This window comes from Shigella flexneri 2a str. 301 (genome assembly GCF_000006925.2).
GTDB lineage: Bacteria > Pseudomonadota > Gammaproteobacteria > Enterobacterales > Enterobacteriaceae > ECMA0423.
Genome location: NC_004337.2, coordinates 256,539 through 271,902 on the forward strand (window position 1 = coordinate 256,539; position 15,364 = coordinate 271,902).

The 15,364-nt window shown below is 50.6% G+C and carries 19 protein-coding genes, 1 pseudogene and 4 other annotated features; of the genes and pseudogenes, 5 read left to right on the forward strand and 15 right to left on the reverse strand.

Features of this window, described 5'->3' with window-relative positions; translation table 11 throughout:
• Positions 1-13: 13 nt before the first annotated feature.
• The gene (locus SF0233; RefSeq protein ID NP_706188.2) at positions 14-253 is read right to left on the reverse strand and encodes a hypothetical protein; all 240 of its coding nucleotides are present in this window, start codon (positions 251-253) and stop codon (positions 14-16) included.
• A 232-nt stretch (positions 254-485) separates the two neighbouring features.
• Between SF0233 and SF0234 the strand changes: the two genes are divergently transcribed.
• Positions 486-794: a hypothetical protein gene (locus SF0234; protein NP_706189.1), complete on the forward strand. Its 309-nt coding sequence runs from the start codon at positions 486-488 to the stop codon at positions 792-794.
• Between the two features lie 58 nt (positions 795-852).
• Here the strand turns inward: SF0234 and yaiW are convergent, their stop codons facing one another.
• A complete protein-coding gene (yaiW, locus tag SF0235; protein NP_706190.1) occupies positions 853-1,947 on the reverse strand; it encodes a hypothetical protein in 1,095 nt (364 codons plus the stop codon).
• A gap of 12 nt (positions 1,948-1,959) precedes the next feature.
• Entirely contained in the window at positions 1,960-3,180 is a 1,221-nt protein-coding gene (gene sbmA, locus SF0236) for a microcin B17 transporter (protein NP_706191.2), read from the reverse strand.
• A gap of 351 nt (positions 3,181-3,531) precedes the next feature.
• On the opposite strand from sbmA, the gene yaiH reads away from it, so the two are divergent.
• Positions 3,532-4,689 (forward strand): beta-lactam binding protein AmpH, encoded by a 1,158-nt coding sequence (yaiH, locus tag SF0237; protein NP_706192.1) that lies wholly within the window; start codon positions 3,532-3,534, stop codon positions 4,687-4,689.
• Here yaiH and yaiV read toward each other — a convergent pair whose 3' ends face one another.
• The 8 genes and pseudogenes from yaiV to SF0245 form a co-directional block, all read right to left on the reverse strand.
• Positions 4,690-5,238, reverse strand: a complete 549-nt coding sequence (yaiV, locus tag SF0238; RefSeq protein NP_706193.1) for a hypothetical protein — start codon at positions 5,236-5,238, stop codon at positions 4,690-4,692.
• Between the two features lie 42 nt (positions 5,239-5,280).
• Positions 5,281-5,809 (reverse strand) — a sequence feature (Similar to Escherichia coli K12 flagellin structural protein gi: 1786572 (468 aa). BLAST with identity of 98% in 176 aa. This CDS has been truncated. The sequence has been checked and is believed to be correct.).
• Positions 5,281-5,809 (reverse strand): annotated as a pseudogene (gene yaiU / locus SF0239). Its footprint overlaps the feature before it by 529 nt.
• Positions 5,810-5,827: 18 nt before the next feature.
• Complete coding sequence (locus SF0240) at positions 5,828-6,640, reverse strand: hypothetical protein (RefSeq protein NP_706194.1); 813 nt, start codon at positions 6,638-6,640, stop codon at positions 5,828-5,830.
• 230 nt (positions 6,641-6,870) lie between these two features.
• Positions 6,871-8,134 (reverse strand) — a mobile genetic element.
• Positions 6,914-7,732 carry an insertion sequence element IS600 protein gene (locus tag SF0241; protein ID NP_706195.1) on the reverse strand — a complete coding sequence of 273 codons (819 nt, stop codon included), beginning with the start codon at positions 7,730-7,732 and terminating at the stop codon, positions 6,914-6,916. It overlaps the preceding feature by 819 nt.
• Positions 7,768-8,070, reverse strand: coding sequence for an insertion sequence element IS600 transposase (locus SF0242; RefSeq protein NP_706196.1), 303 nt, complete (start codon positions 8,068-8,070; stop codon positions 7,768-7,770). (Lies within the feature at positions 6,871-8,134.)
• A gap of 168 nt (positions 8,135-8,302) precedes the next feature.
• On the reverse strand, positions 8,303-8,872 hold the full coding sequence (locus SF0243; RefSeq protein ID NP_706197.1) for a hypothetical protein: 570 nt from the start codon (positions 8,870-8,872) through the stop codon (positions 8,303-8,305).
• Positions 8,836-10,143, reverse strand: a mobile genetic element (partial). Its footprint overlaps the gene before it by 37 nt.
• Positions 8,847-9,752, reverse strand: a complete 906-nt coding sequence (locus SF0244) for an IS2 transposase TnpB (protein ID NP_706198.1) — start codon at positions 9,750-9,752, stop codon at positions 8,847-8,849. (Overlaps the previous feature by 906 nt.) Before SF0244 ends, SF0243 begins: the two co-directional genes overlap by 26 nt.
• The gene (locus SF0245) at positions 9,710-10,120 is read right to left on the reverse strand and encodes an IS2 repressor TnpA (protein ID NP_706199.3); all 411 of its coding nucleotides are present in this window, start codon (positions 10,118-10,120) and stop codon (positions 9,710-9,712) included. (Lies within the feature at positions 8,836-10,143.) The genes SF0244 and SF0245 overlap by 43 nt, the downstream gene beginning before the upstream one ends.
• Positions 10,144-10,911, forward strand: a mobile genetic element.
• Between SF0245 and insA the strand changes: the two genes are divergently transcribed.
• Entirely contained in the window at positions 10,199-10,474 is a 276-nt protein-coding gene (gene insA / locus SF0246; RefSeq protein NP_706200.1) for an insertion element IS1 protein InsA, read from the forward strand. Its footprint overlaps the feature before it by 276 nt.
• Positions 10,501-10,896 carry an insertion element IS1 protein InsB gene (insB, locus tag SF0247; RefSeq protein ID NP_706201.1) on the forward strand — a complete coding sequence of 132 codons (396 nt, stop codon included), beginning with the start codon at positions 10,501-10,503 and terminating at the stop codon, positions 10,894-10,896. Its footprint lies within the feature at positions 10,144-10,911.
• A 29-nt stretch (positions 10,912-10,940) precedes the next feature.
• Here the strand turns inward: insB and SF0248 are convergent.
• Positions 10,941-11,312: a hypothetical protein gene (locus SF0248; protein ID NP_706202.1), complete on the reverse strand. Its 372-nt coding sequence runs from the start codon at positions 11,310-11,312 to the stop codon at positions 10,941-10,943.
• Positions 11,313-11,802: 490 nt separating this feature from the next.
• Between SF0248 and hemB the strand changes: the two genes are divergently transcribed.
• Positions 11,803-12,810, forward strand: a complete 1,008-nt coding sequence (gene hemB / locus SF0249) for a delta-aminolevulinic acid dehydratase (protein ID NP_706203.1) — start codon at positions 11,803-11,805, stop codon at positions 12,808-12,810.
• A 105-nt stretch (positions 12,811-12,915) separates the two neighbouring features.
• On the opposite strand, the gene tauD is transcribed toward hemB, so the two are convergent.
• Genes tauD through tauB form a run of 3 tightly spaced genes read right to left on the reverse strand, consistent with a single transcriptional unit; the run spans position 12,916 to position 15,355 of the window.
• Positions 12,916-13,767, reverse strand: a complete 852-nt coding sequence (gene tauD / locus SF0250) for a taurine dioxygenase (protein ID NP_706204.1) — start codon at positions 13,765-13,767, stop codon at positions 12,916-12,918.
• Positions 13,764-14,591, reverse strand: a complete 828-nt coding sequence (gene tauC / locus SF0251) for a taurine ABC transporter permease (protein NP_706205.1) — start codon at positions 14,589-14,591, stop codon at positions 13,764-13,766. Before tauC ends, tauD begins: the two co-directional genes overlap by 4 nt.
• Positions 14,588-15,355 carry a taurine ABC transporter ATP-binding subunit gene (tauB, locus tag SF0252; RefSeq protein NP_706206.1) on the reverse strand — a complete coding sequence of 256 codons (768 nt, stop codon included), beginning with the start codon at positions 15,353-15,355 and terminating at the stop codon, positions 14,588-14,590. The genes tauC and tauB overlap by 4 nt, the downstream gene beginning before the upstream one ends.
• Positions 15,356-15,364: the final 9 nt, after the last annotated feature.

Here is a 15,364-nt window from a genome sequence, read left to right on the forward strand (position 1 = left end):
CCCGATAATATTCTTATTGGGCGTTTTCAGTTTCTTCATCGCGACGACGAATAATCAACCCCGCCAGCCAGAAACTAATCACCCACGTCACCAGACCGACGGCATAGGTCTGCCAACCTTTTGCTTCAAATCCCAGTACCCCCACCACGCCATTAAGAATGAATATAAGGCCAATGGCGAACGCATAGTAGTGCCAGTCACGGCGGATTTTTACAGGCAGATTCATGGCAGCTCCGTTAACGAAAAACAACATCCTTGCATATTCTGTAACAACCGTCTGTGGTGTAGACAACATTTTCGTAATTATTAATAAATTTAACTTAAGGTTGCCATTTTGTGACTCACAACGAAGATTCACGCTTCGGGAATATTCCCAACATCAATTTACCATGATTCTGATATTGACAATCTAAATGACCTGTCAGACTTGCCATAAGCCGCTGGTATCACACCAGAAGAGAAGCAGATGACTTCCGGAGGTTTTTATGGCTGATTTCACCCTGTCAAAATCGCTGTTTAGCGGAAAATATCGCAATGCCTCTTCAACGCCTGGCAACATTGCCTATGCGTTGTTTGTGCTGTTTTGCTTTTGGGCTGGGGCGCAATTGCTGAACCTGTTAGTGCATGCGCCCGGCGTCTATGAGCGTTTAATGCAGGTCCAGGAAACAGGTCGCCCACGGGTGGAAATTGGTTTAGGTGTCGGCACCATTTTCGGGCTGATCCCGTTTTTAGCAGGCTGCCTCATTTTTGCAGTGGTGGCGCTATGGCTGCACTGGCGACATCGCCGCCAGTAAAATTTACGTTGCCAGATGCGGCCTGAAACGCCTTATCTGGCCTGACATTCCTGTTTGATCACTGTTTCATACAACGCGCCCGCCGTTCGTCTACGCGCTTCGCAAACCAGGCCGTAGTCAGGTTGCGGGTGATTTTCGGGCTTTCCAGTTGAATGCCAGGCAACATTTCGCGGGGTAGTGATTTACCCGTTTTCGCTTCGGCAAGTTGATAAACTTTCTTGTACAGCGCCGTCTCCTCAAAAGAGAAGCTGTCACCTTTCTCTAACTGACGGCGAATTTCGCTGTCGCTCATCCCCAGTTTTCCCGCCAGTTTGCGCGTTGCCAGTTCGGTTTTCCCGGGTTCTTTACTGTCGTAACGAATTAAATCACCGTCCAGTGCCAGCTTCACGCCGCTGGCCTTACTGACTGCGTTCTGAAACGCGGCATTACGGCTGGCGTACCAGCCAGCGTTAAAATCAGCAAAGCGGTATATCGGTGCGCTATAGCTGGCGGGATAATTCAGTAAATGGTAAGTACCAAACCACAACCCGCCGCGGCGACTGAAGACTTCCTGACGAACTGTACCGTCCATTTTCCACGGATACCCTTTGGTATGCTGTTCGGCAAAAGCAATGCTGACCTGCATCGGCCCACCGGTGCGCACCGGATTAAGCGAACCAAACAGCGTCTGCCCCATTGGTACCATGCTGATCAGATCGTCAAAAATCGCGCTCAATTGCTTTTCTGTACGCACCGAATCTAACCGTTCGCTATAACTTTTGCCGTTTGGCGATTTGATTTTTAGCGCGGTATGAACCAGAAAAGCAGGAATGTGCATCCGTTCAGCACGACGGTCAATCTCTTGCCAGGCGATCTTGCTTAAGCCCGGAACGGCCGGATCTGCCTGATAATTTGACTCCTGCTGCGCCACCGCCAGCACCGAGTAGACGTTTTCCAGCGTCGGTGCCAGCCCCTGACTTTCAAAGGTGGTGGCGAGATCTTTCGCCCAGGCATCGCGGTCTTTCACGCTCGCAGGCATCTTCTGCCGCACGACGCTCGCTACATCTATCGCTTTTTCGCCCTTTTTCAACGGTTGCGGAGCCTGACTACTACACCCCGCTAAAACCAGAACCGCCAACAATGACAGCGAAGATAGATGATTGACGCGCGACATTACTTCTCCTTTTTAGCTCAAGGTATGGGTTACTTCCTGAATTTTGTCACCATCCAGCTCATGTTCAAAGCTGCGCAGACGTTTGTAGATAGACATCAACTCAACCAGTGTGGTCCATGAGTTAATCAGGTACTGGAAAGCACCGCGAACCTGACCAAAAACGTTGGTAATCTGCGTCATCAGGCCGAGCGTAATCGTACCGGCAACAATTGACGGAAACAGCAAGAACAAACCGAAAACGTTATCGACCTGCAAATAGAGAATGCGGGCGATGTTGAAATACATATAGTGAAAATAGAGGCGAAAATAGTTTTTCCGTACGGCGCTAAACAGCTCGCGTACCGTAGGCGGCGTCGCGCGCGTGGCATCGTCTTCACCATAAACCAGCTCTTTACGGTAGGCGGCCTCTACTCGCTGGTTTTTAAACTCCAGCCCCGGCAGTTTGATCCCTACCACTGCCAGCAATCCGGTCCCCATCAGCGACCAGACGATAGCGGCAATCACCAGACCATACGGAATGTGCCCGATAATCGGCAGCTCCGGCACATGCGCGGAGAGCGTTACCAGCACCGGCAGGAAGGCGATCAACGTCATGATGGCGTTGATAAAACTGACGCCCATATTCTCCAGCGTTGAAGCAAAACGCATGGTGTCTTCCTGCACACGCTGTGCGGCACCTTCGATATGACGCAGTTGTTGCCAGTTCGCCATGTAATATTCGTTCATCGCCGTACGCCAGCGGAACACGTAGTGACTGACAAAGAAGTTGTTCAGTACACTGATCACCACCGCGATCAGCGCAATCCCCAGAAAGACGCCCACTTCGCGGTAAAATTGTTCGATAGTGACTTTATGCGGCGAACTTAGCGCGGTTTGAATCAGATCATAGAACGGCGCATACCAGGCGTTGACGGCGACCCCGACTTCCACCAAAAACCAAGTGACGAAGATAATCAGCGCAGTACCGAGTATTGACCAGTATTGCCAACGGTGCGGGCTGTAGATAAACCAGAAAAATGCAAAAAGTCCTACGCAAACAATGTAGTAAGCGTAAAAAATCAGGAAATCCAACGACCAGAAACGCGCGGCGCTAATCGGGATCTGCCCGGAAGCGCCGGTGATACGTGCCACCCAGTCACCCCCACCGGCTTGCCAGAAGATAACGGCAATCAATGCCCAAACAAAGGCCGAGAGAAAAAACGTTCCCGGCTTTGGGAAAAAAGACTTAAACATATGCACTCCTGCTAACTTCTTATCGTTTTAACAACTGCTGTGTATTAACCGCATGACCGCTACAAAGCGTCAGCCAAATGAAACCGCCCATTGTGACCCATAGCAAGGCGCTTAGTTCGCCAGCCTGACCATAAGAATTGTTTCGACGGATTTCACAAACCAAAGATTGTTTACATAAGCGGATTAACACGCGCAGGATCACAAATGCAGGCATTGGTGAGCAGGAAAAAGATCGTGTTTACGCGCCGTTACGTTTTTAACACTATTATTGCACTAATTCGCCCTTTGCAATCCATCAATGAGTAGTATAAATACGCTCAGTTACCTTCATTCAATCTATGGACACCACCGTTGAAACGTAGTCTGCTTTTTTCTGCCGTGCTGTGTGCGGCGTCATTGACCTCCGTCCATGCGGCGCAGCCGATCACTGAACCGGAGTTTGCCTCTGATATTGTCGATCGTTATGCCGATCATATTTTTTACGGCAGCGGTGCCACGGGGATGGCGCTGGTTGTTATCGACGGTAACCAGCGCGTCTTTCGTAGTTATGGTGAAACGCGACCTGGTAATAACGTTCGCCCGCAGCTGGATTCGGTCGTGCGTATTGCTTCCCTCACCAAACTAATGACCAGTGAAATGCTGGTGAAATTGCTCGACCAGGGGACCGTAAAGTTAAACGATCCGCTAAGTAAATATGCTCCGCCAGGCGCACGCGTGCCGACCTACAATGGGACGCCCATTACCCTAGTGAATCTGGCAACCCATACCAGCGCCCTGCCCCGTGAACAGCCCGGTGGCGCGGCACATCGTCCGGTGTTTGTCTGGCCAACGCGCGAGCAACGCTGGAAATACCTTTCTACGGCGAAGCTGAAAGCCGCGCCAGGCAGTCAGGCGGCGTACTCTAACCTTGCGTTCGACCTGCTGGCAGATGCACTGGCGAATGCGTCCGGCAAGCCTTATACCCAGTTGTTTGAAGAGCAGATTACCCATCCATTGGGGATGAAAGACACCACCTACACCCCCTCACCGGATCAGTGCCGCCGTTTAATGGTTGCTGAGCGCGGTGCCAGTCCGTGCAATAACACGCTGGCGGCAATTGGCAGCGGCGGCGTCTATTCCACGCCTGGCGATATGATGCGCTGGATGCAGCAGTATTTGTCATCTGATTTTTATCAGCGCAGTAACCAGGCAGATCGCATGCAGACGTTGATTTATCAGCGCGCGCAGTTTACGAAAGTGATTGGCATGGATGTCCCCGGCAAAGCGGATGCGCTTGGTTTAGGCTGGGTATATATGGCCCCGAAAGAGGGTCGTCCGAGGATTATTCAGAAGACAGGCGGTGGTGGCGGTTTCATTACCTATATGGCGATGATCCCGCAGAAGAATATTGGCGCGTTTGTGGTGGTCACTCGTTCGCCGTTGACGCGCTTTAAAAATATGAGCGATGGCATCAATGATCTGGTGACCGAGCTAAGCGGGAATAAACCGTTGGTTATCCCCGCATCCTGATTAATACTCTGAAGGCAAACGGTTGATAGCGACCAGTTTGCCTTTATTCATTTCGATATAGCCGCCTTTACGCAAAGCAGCGAGAACTTCTGCGACGACAGAACGCGATATGCGTGTACGTTGATGGATATAATTCATCACACCAATACGTGATCGCAATTCTTCATTCCAGTCAATCATTGATAATAATGTTGCGCGGGTTTGTTTGGCTGGTAGATGATATCCCGTACAATTTCCTTCTGATATTAATTTGTATGGTATATCGTTTTTCATTAAACCATCAGCCAGCCCCATAATATAAGGAGCCTGGGTAATACCGATAAGTACGTTTTCTTCTCTACGCAGAGAGATAACTCCTTCTAAAATAACGAAAGTATCTTCGTTATTGACATCACTGGAAAATATAACTTGCTTTTCATTATTAAACTCGAAGCGCGTACCGTATCTGGACAAACATTTATCGAGCTTACCAAATTCCTGAAGAGGTTTAACTACAGATAACATTTGCGCGTCCTTTGCAGTAATGCCCGTCAAATCCTTGACGGGCATTATTTAGATTAAATTACCAGTATTTCTTCGGAGTGAAGAATATTACCAAGTATATTTAACACCCACGTTCGCGGACCAGTCTTGATCTACGTCACCACCACCGAGGTAGTTAGCATCGGTATAGGCGCTGAAGTTCTTGGTGAAGCTGAACTGAGTACCCAGACCAACACGTACCGCAGACCCTTCAGTACCGTTATCGATGGAATCACCGTTCACATCGTTATCGTTGTTAGAGTCGTCGTAGACGTAAGCCAGTTTGAAGTACGGAGTCAGAGCCTGATCTTCGCTGTAGGTGAAGGTATAACCTGCATCTACACCCAGTTCATAACGCATGCTGTCGTAAGGCTGACCGTCAACTTTCATGTCGTTGCTCAGCTGGTAGTCATCACCAGACTGGAACAGACCAGAAATGCTGCCGTAAGGAGTCACGTAACCAGCATCACCCAGTTTGAAGTCGTAACCGGTTTTCAAACCGAAGCCCCAAGCGTCGGAGTTGGTGCTACCGTCAACGTAAGTACCGTTGCTCATGGTTGCAGACAGGTCGTTGTTGAAGTGAGAGTAGCTCAAGCTATGAATCGCCACGGATAATCTAGACACTTCCGAGCCGTTGATAATACTGGTTTTCATATTCTGTCGGTGACATCTGTTCGCTAGAACCATGCCGACGCTTACTGTTATAAAACATTTCGATGTAATCAAAAATATCACTGCGGGCTTCTTCCCGCGTTCCGTAGATCTTTTTCTTTATCCGTTCACGTTTCAACAACTGGAAAAAACTTTCTGCAACCGCATTATCATGGCAGTTACCGCGACGGCTCATGCTACCCTCCAGGCCGTGTGATTTCAGGAACGACTGCCACTCATGGCTTGTGTACTGACTGCCCTGATCCGAATGAACCAGCACCTGTTTTTCGGGATTACGCCGCCATACAGCCATCAGCAGTGCGTTCAGGACAATGTCCTTTGTCATCCGGGATTGCATGGACCAGCCGATAATTTTGCGTGAGAACAGATCAACAACAACGGCAAGATACAGCCAGCCTTCGTGGGTCCTGATGTAGGTTATGTCCGTTACCCAACGCTCATCAGGAGCATCCGGATTGAACTGTCGCTGGAGCCTGTTGGGTGACACGATACTGGCCTCGCCTTTACGTGCCCGCGGGCTTCGGTATCCGACCTGAGCCTTTATTCCGACACGTTTCATCAGTCTCCAGACTCTGTTTACTCCGCACTGTTGTCCGCTGTCACGCAGATCCAGATGGATTTTGCGATAACCATAGACGCATCCCGATTCCAGCCAGAACTGTTTAATCTGTCCTGTCAGTCTCAGGTCTGCCTGATGGCGTTGTGAATGCGGCTGCTGAAGCCAGGCGTAAAAACCACTGGGATGAACATCCAGCACCCGACAGAGCAGGCGAACAGGCCAGCAACAGGAGTTGTCACGGATAAAGGCGTACCTCAGTCGGACAGCTTTGCGAAGTACGCCGCGGCTTTTTTTAATATGTCCCGTTCGTCGGTAACCCGTTTCAGCTCTTTCTGGAGACGGCGGATCTCGGCCTGAGCATCTGACTGTTCTTTATTAGTGGAAGAATCCGGACCGTACTTCTTTATCCAGGCATAAAGGCTGTGGGTTGAGGTGTACTGGCAATAGCGGACACTACCATTTGTTCTTTTTTTAAGCAGCCATCTGATGATATTTTTCCCTGAAGGCTGCCGGGGAGATATTCCCCAGACGAGAGTGACGACGCTGACGATTGTAGAAAATCTCAATGTATTCCCGTATTACTGAGATGGCTTCATCCCGGTTATTAAAACGATAGTGGCTCAGGCTCTCATTTTTCAGCGTTCCCCAGAAGCTTTCCATCGGAGCGTTGTCGTAACAGTTACCTTTACGCGACATTGATGTTTTCAGACCAGACTGCTCCTGTATGACCCGGTAATCGTATGCGCAGTACTGTGAACCTCGATCAGAGTGGTGGATTAGCCCGGCAGGTGGGCGCTGGCTCCTGAGCGCCATAAACAGGGCTTTACCTGTCAGCTCTTTTGTCATGCGCTCTCCCATGGCGTAGCCGACAATTTCACACGTATAAACATCTTTGATGCCAGCGAGGTACAACCATCCCTCCTGTGTGGCAACATACGTCAGGTCCGCCACCCAGACCTGATTTGGTGCTGTAGGAGCGAACGTCTGGTTCAGCAGATTTGGCGCAACTGGCAGATTGTGGTTCGGGTTCGTAGTCGCTCTGAACTTGCGTTTCTGCTTACAGCGTAGCCTCAGCTCCTTACGAAGACATGCCAGTCGGTCACGACCAACGATGATGCCATTCTCTGCCAGCTCCGTCTGGAGCCGCCGGGTTCCATATGTTTCGCGAGTGCGGATATGTGCCACCTTAATCTCCAGTTTTAGCCGCTCATCACTTTGTTTTCTGTCTGAGGGTTCATGCTGTACCCAGTTGTAATAACCGCTCCTGGATACACCAAATACCTGACACATCGCTTCAATGGGAAATTGTTGTCGCCATTGTTCGATTAACGCGTATTTTTCAGCGACTCCTGTGCAAAATACGCTGTTGCTTTTTTTAATATATCGCGCTCAAGGCGAGCTTCATTTAACGCCTTACGCAGTTGCAGAATTTCAGATTCCAGTTCAGCCACCGTGCGGGAACCAGGAGTACCGAGCCCTTTTCTGGCGGCGGTAACCCATTGTCCTAAAGTGCCTTCAGGAAGAGATAATCGGGAAGCGCCTTCACTGATCGAAAGTTGATTTTCAAGAACCGTTCTGACAGCTTCGGCTTTGAACTCTTTAGAGTAACGTTGGGTTTTTCTGCTCATTATTAGCTCCTTCTGATGCCATTCTATTTCAGGAAGGAGTGTCCGTTAAACTCAGGCTACCTCAGGTGGTGATATCGAGACGTGTTGCAACGCTGGCAACAGAATAACCGCGATCAACAACCTGTTTGACTGCTTCAGTTTTAAACTCTTCGGGATAACGCTTACCGCTCATGGGCACCTCTCTTTAAGCCATCTTAAATGACTCTGAGGTGTCTGTTAAACCCGTGGCGATTCAGGTCTGCATAGCATTATCAACATTCGGATGTGCAACTACAGCTAATGCAACATCATCCCAGCTTGCAATAGTGCTATCAGCAACACCATCTCCGTCAGTATCTACGGTGACAAAGTTAGATTTACCACTATAATCGCTGGCATTACCTGTATTACCGAACCAACCAGTAGTACCTTCATCAGTCCATGAACCAGAGGTTACGGTAGAATCTTTAACAGTGATGGTGTTATTAAACACTTCGCTGCTGTTTACGCCAGTGCTGACAGTGTTGTCGTCAATATCTTCCCACTCATAACCCTGAGTCAACGTAATACCCGCAACGTGAGAGTTATTAGTGATGGACAGATCAACTTCCTGATCCAGAGTAATAGCCGTACCAATGTTGTAAACGTCTACAACATGAGTATCAGCGGCATTATTGTAAGTGCCGTTATATGTGTAGTGTTCGTAGTTGTCGTCGATCGTTGAATTATCAACAGTCAGCGCCAGACGGTCATGGTAGTAATCATCCGCACGATCAGCACAATCAGTGGATTTGCCCCTATATTTCCAGACATCTGTTATCACTTAACCCATTACAAGCCCGCTGCCGCAGATATTCCCGTGGCGAGCGATAACCCAGCGCACTATGCGGATGCCATTCGTTATAATGCTCGAACGCCTCTGCAAGGTTCTTTGCTGCCGTTAACCCGTCTGGTTTGGGCATGATACTGATGTAGTCACGCTTTATCGTTTTCACGAAGCTCTCTGCTATTCCGTTACTCTCCGGACTCCGCACCGCCGTGTTCTTCGGTTCAAGTCCCAACATCCGGGCGAACTGGCGTGTTTCATTAGCCCGGTAGCATGAACCATTATCCGTCAGCCACTCCACTGGAGACGACGGAAGATCGTTGCCGAAGCGGCGTTCCACCGCTCCCAGCATGACATCCTGTACTGTTTCACTGTTGAAGCCGCCGGTAGTCACCGCCCAGTGCAGTGCCTCACGATCACAGCAGTCCAGCGCGAACGTGACACGCAGTCTCTCTCCGTTATCACAGCAGAACTCGAACCCGTCAGAGCACCATCGCTGATTGCTTTCTTTCACGGCCACTCTGCCTGTATGTGCCCGTTTCGATGGCGGTACAGCAGGTTTTCGCTCAAGCAACAGCGCATTCTGGCGCATGAGCCGGTAAACACGTTTGGCATTGATCGCAGGCATACCATCAAGTTCTGCCTGTCTGCGAAGCAGCGCCCATACCCGACGATAACCATACGTGGGCAGCTCTCCGATAACATGGTGTATACGGAGAAGCACATCCGTATCATCAGTGTGACGACTGCGGCGGCCATCCATCCAGTCATCGGTTCGTCTGAGAATGACGTGCAACTGCGCACGCGATACCCGGAGACAACGGCTGACTAAGCTTACTCCCCATCCCCGGGCAATAAGGGCGCGTGCGCTATCCACTTTTTTGCCCGTCCATATTCAACGGCTTCTTTGAGGAGTTCATTTTCCATCGTTTTCTTGCCGAGCAGGCGCTGGAGTTCTTTAATCTGCTTCATGGCGGCAGCAAGTTCAGAGGCAGGAACAACCTGTTCTCCGGCGGCCACAGCAGTAAGACTTCCTTCCTGGTATTGCTTACGCCAGAGAAATAACTGGCTGGCTGCTACACCATGTTGCCGGGCAACGAGGGAGACCGTCATCCCCGGTTCAAAGCTCTGCTGAACAATTGCGATCTTTTCCTGTGTGGTACGCCGTCTGCGTTTCTCCGGCCCTAAGACATCAATCATCTGTTCTCCAATGACTAGTCTAAAAACTAGTATTAAGACTATCACTTAAATAAGTGATACTGGTTGTCGGTAATGCTGCCAACTTACTGATTTAGTGTATGATGGTGATTTTAAGGTGCTTGCGTGGCTTCCATTTCCATCAGATGTCCTTCCTGCTCCGCTACTGAAGGCGTGGTGCGTAACGGCAAAAGCACTGCCGGACATCAGCGCTATCTCTGCTCTCATTGCCGTAAAACATGGCAACTACAGTTCACTTACACCGCCTCTCAGCCCGGTACGCACCAGAAAATCATTGATATGGCCATGAATGGCGTCGGATGTCGCGCCAGTGCACGCATTATGGGCGTTGGCCTCAACACGGTTTTACGTCACTTAAAAAACTCAGGCCGCAGTCGGTAACCTCGCGCATACAACCGGGCAGTGATGTGATTGTCTGCGCTGAAATGGACGAACATTGGGGCTACGTCGGTGCTAAATCACGTCAGCGCTGGCTGTTTTACGCGTATGACAGGATACGGAGGACGGTTGTGGCGCACGTCTTCGGTGAACGCACTCTGGCCACACTGGAGCGTCTTCTGAGCCTGCTGTCGGCCTTTGAGGTCGTGGTATGGATGACGGATGGCTGGCCGCTGTATGAATCACGCCTGAAGGGAAAGCTGCACGTTATCAGCAAGCGTTACACTCAGCGCATTGAGCGACATAATCTGAATCTGAGACAACATCTGGCAAGGCTGGTACGGAAGTCACTGTCGTTCTCAAAATCGGTGGAGCTGCATGACAAGGTCATCGGGCATTATCTGAACATAAAACACTATCAGTAAGTTGGAGTCATTACCCTGGTTGTCTGGAGATTCAGGGGGCCAGTCTAATCAGTTGTCATGCACTCGGAATAAATCATACCGTGAATAGTGCTGTTTTTGATTGTCAGACTATTGGCGTTGGTATTGGTAGAAATACCGTCGTCCAGATAGTAGGTAGAAATCACGCCGTTAACGGTAGCGTTATTAATGACCGGGTAGATATCGCCGTTGTAATAGCTATCAGCGGCATAGTTGTTCCAGCCTACATAACCATCATAGTAAACGTCATCAGCATAGGTGGCGTCGTTGTAGTGATGGAAAGTATTGTAAGTTTGACCAGAAATATCGTTGGTCGCTGCATTAGCCTGAGAGGTGATAGCCAGAGTGCAAGCCAATGCTAATTGTGATACTACAAGTTTCTTTTTCCAGGAGTGCATTTGTCATCCCTCCTCAGGGACGTAATAAGTTGATCCATCAATTATCAATGCATAGAAAACATATTATGTTTCGCGCTAACGATTATGCTGCGTTACAGACGAATGGTTCAATTATTCTTTCCCCTAAGTCCGAATGTGGACATATATAATTTATGGAGAAAAACACGCATCAAATTGATAAAAGGACGATATTTCAGTATGTTGCAGATAATGTTATTTTTGATGCATACGCGTTATAAATATCAAAAATACAAACCAGATAAATATCTTATCAATATACAACAAAGTTTGAATTATTCAATTTATAGCAGCACAACCAAACGCCAAAAAATAATAACCAAGAGCTATAAATAAAGATTAAAAATATTTTCAGTGAATATGAAATTATTGCTATTTCTATTACAAAGATGTCCTGGTCTCTCTTTCATTCTCTTCTTGTCAACATCGCGACAACTTTCGTAAAACACTCCTGCCCCGCTTCAGGTATACTGTGCACCTTAATTCCACAAACATCAGGCAGACCATGACAGACTTAATCCAACGCCCTCGTCGCCTGCGCAAATCTCCTGCGCTGCGCGCTATGTTTGAAGAGACAACACTTAGCCTTAACGACCTGGTGTTGCCGATCTTTGTTGAAGAAGAAATTGACGACTACAAAGCCGTTGAAGCCATGCCAGGCGTGATGCGCATTCCAGAGAAACATCTGGCACGCGAAATTGAACGCATCGCCAACGCCGGTATCCGTTCCGTAATGACTTTTGGCATCTCTCACCATACCGATGAAACCGGCAGCGACGCCTGGCGGGAAGATGGACTGGTGGCGCGTATGTCGCGCATCTGCAAGCAGACTGTGCCAGAAATGATCGTCATGTCAGACACTTGTTTCTGTGAATACACTTCTCACGGTCACTGCGGTGTGCTGTGCGAGCATGGCGTCGACAACGACGCGACTCTGGAAAATTTAGGCAAGCAAGCCGTGGTTGCAGCTGCTGCAGGCGCAGACTTCATCGCCCCTTCCGCCGCGATGGACGGCCAGGTACAGGCGATTCGTCAGGCGCTGGACGCTGCAGGCTTTAAAGATACGGCGATTATGTCGTATTCGACCAAGTTCGCCTCTTCCTTTTATGGCCCGTTCCGTGAAGCTGCAGGAAGCGCATTAAAAGGCGACCGCAAAAGCTATCAGATGAACCCAATGAACCGTCGCGAGGCGATTCGTGAGTCACTGCTGGATGAAGCCCAGGGCGCAGACTGCCTGATGGTTAAACCTGCTGGAGCGTACCTCGACATCGTGCGTGAGCTGCGTGAACGTACTGAATTGCCGATTGGCGCGTATCAGGTGAGCGGTGAGTACGCGATGATTAAGTTCGCCGCGCTGGCGGGTGCTATAGATGAAGAGAAAGTCGTGCTCGAAAGCTTAGGTTCAATTAAGCGTGCGGGTGCGGATCTGATTTTCAGCTACTTTGCGCTGGATTTGGCTGAGAAGAAGATTCTGCGTTAATTTTTTTCCTCTCAGAAAGGGGGAGTTAACCTGTTGAAAGTACAGTGAACGCCCCCTCACCCTAACCCTCTCCCCAAGGGGGCGAGGGAACCGTCCGCACTCGTATCACCCCGCCCGATAAAACGGTTTATCCCCAAGGATCGTCGCCCGATGCATAATCCGCCGCTGTGGCAGGTAATCGGCATTGGCATAGTGCTGAGTCACGCGGTTATCCCAAATCGCAATATCATTCGGTTGCCAGCGCCAACGCACCTGAAACTCCGGTTTAGTGATATGGGCGAATAAAAAGCCTAACAAGGCTTCGCTCTCTTTCTCGCTGACATCGACAATTCGCGTAGTAAAGCCTTCATTCACAAACAGCGCCTGTTTACCGCTCACCGGATGCGTTCGCACCACCGGATGTAGCAACGGAGGATTTTTCGCGACCGCCTCGCGCCAGCGTTGATGTTCCTCCTCGGTTTTGCGGTATTTGTATTCCGGGAATGATTTACGGAAATCATGCTCCGCACGCAGCCAGCTCAGCAGCTGGCGGAAGGGAACAGAGAGCGCCTCATAGGCCGCAATACCGCTGGTCCAGAGCGTATCACCGCCGGTCGAAGGTAACTCTTTAGCTGCCAGAATCGCCCCTGCGGGTGGCGTTTCAATAAATGTCACATCGGTATGCCAGTTGTCGTTATCCGGCGGATTATCGTTATGGGTATCCAGCACGATGATCTCGTCAACCCCTTCGGCATGAGGGTAAACAGGGTGAATATGCAGTTCGCCAAAACGCTGGGCCAGCGCGCGTTGCTGCTGCGGCGTAATAGCTTGATCGCGCAGAAATACCACCTGATGGCGCAGCACCGCATGGTAAAGCTGTTCAAACTGATTATCGCTTAACGGGCGCGTCAGGTCGGCACCCGAAATTTGTGCGCCGATATACGGCCCCAGCGGGGTAATGCTCAGACGTTCACTCATTGTACTTCTCCATGCCAGGGCGTCAGACGGCGCTGTAACGCGCGCAGACCCAGTTCTAAAAGAAAGGCGATAATCGCAATCACCGCGATCCCCGCCAGTACCACGTCAGTCGCGAGAAATTCACCCGCTGACTGAACCATAAATCCTAAACCGCGTGTCGCGGCAATCAGCTCCGCCGCTACCAGCGTAGACCAGCCCACACCCAGACCAATGCGTAATCCGGTGAGGATTTCCGGCAGCGCGCCGGGCAAAATGACAAACCACAGCACCTGCGCACGGCTGGCACCCAGCGACTGGGCGGCACGAATGCGAACCTGCTGCGCGCTTTTCACCCCTGCCAGCGCCGACATCGCCACCGGCGCAAAAATCGCTAAATAGATCAGTAAGATCTTCGAGGTTTCACCAATACCAAACCAGATCACCATCAGCGGCAAATAAGCCAGCGGTGGCACCGGACGATAAAGTTCGATTACCGGATCCAGAATGCCGCGCACCGTCGGGCTTAGCCCCATGGCGATCCCGACCGGAATACCGATCACCACCGCCGCGAGTAGCGCCAGCACAATGCGCGTCAGGCTGGCTGCCAGATGCTGCCACAGCGTGGCGTCCATAAATCCCTGCGGTCCGGCAATGGTGAGCAGTTTTGCCAGTACTTGTTGCGGCGGCGGCAAAAACAGCGGGCTAATCAGTTGCAGCGCCGCCACCGTCCACCATACAGTGAGTAAAACCGCTAACGTGCCAATGCTTAAGGTCACCTGACGCGAGAGCGGCCAGCGCCATTTCAGCCGCCGCGAATGCAGTTTTTCATTAATGAGCACACTCATGAGAACGCCTCCCGTTGCTCAAATACGCGGCTTAAAACATATTCGCGCATGGCGATGAATTGTGGATCGGACTTGATGCTGCGGCTCGACTCTCCCGCAACAAAGCGGCGAGCAAAGTTGAGCCGCAGCCGCTCCAGCACACGGCCAGGGCCGGATGAAAGCAGAACCAGTTCAGTCGCCATAAACACCGCTTCTTCTATATCGTGGGTAATCAACAGCACCTGCTTGCCCGTCTCCTGCCAGAGTTTCAGCAGCAGAGTTTGCATCTGGTCGCGGGTGAAGGCGTCCAGCGCACCAAACGGTTCGTCGAGTAATAACAGCTGGGGATTCGCCGCCAGCGCGCGGGCAATCCCCACCCGCTGACGTTGACCATCGGAAAGCTGCCAGATATAGCGTTTTTCTGCGCCTTCCAGCCCCACTTTTTTCAGCATCTGGTGCGCGATTTCCAGTCGCTGCATTTTCTCTATACCTGCCAATTGCAGGCCGAACGCCACGTTGTCCTGTACATTGCGCCACGGTAGCAGCCCTTCATTCTGAAAAACTACGCCACGCTCTGCTCCCGGTCCCTCAATACGCTTACCCGCCAGTTGAATGCTGCCATGCTGATAAGGCACAAAACCGGCAATCAGATTCAGCAGGGTGGTTTTACCGCAGCCGGACGGCCCCAGCACCACCAGTAGCTCGCCGCTTTCCAGCGTCAGGTTGATATCTTCCAGTGCCGGTTTGCCGCCATAATCGGCATAGAGATGAGAGATTTGCAGCATCTGCGCCTC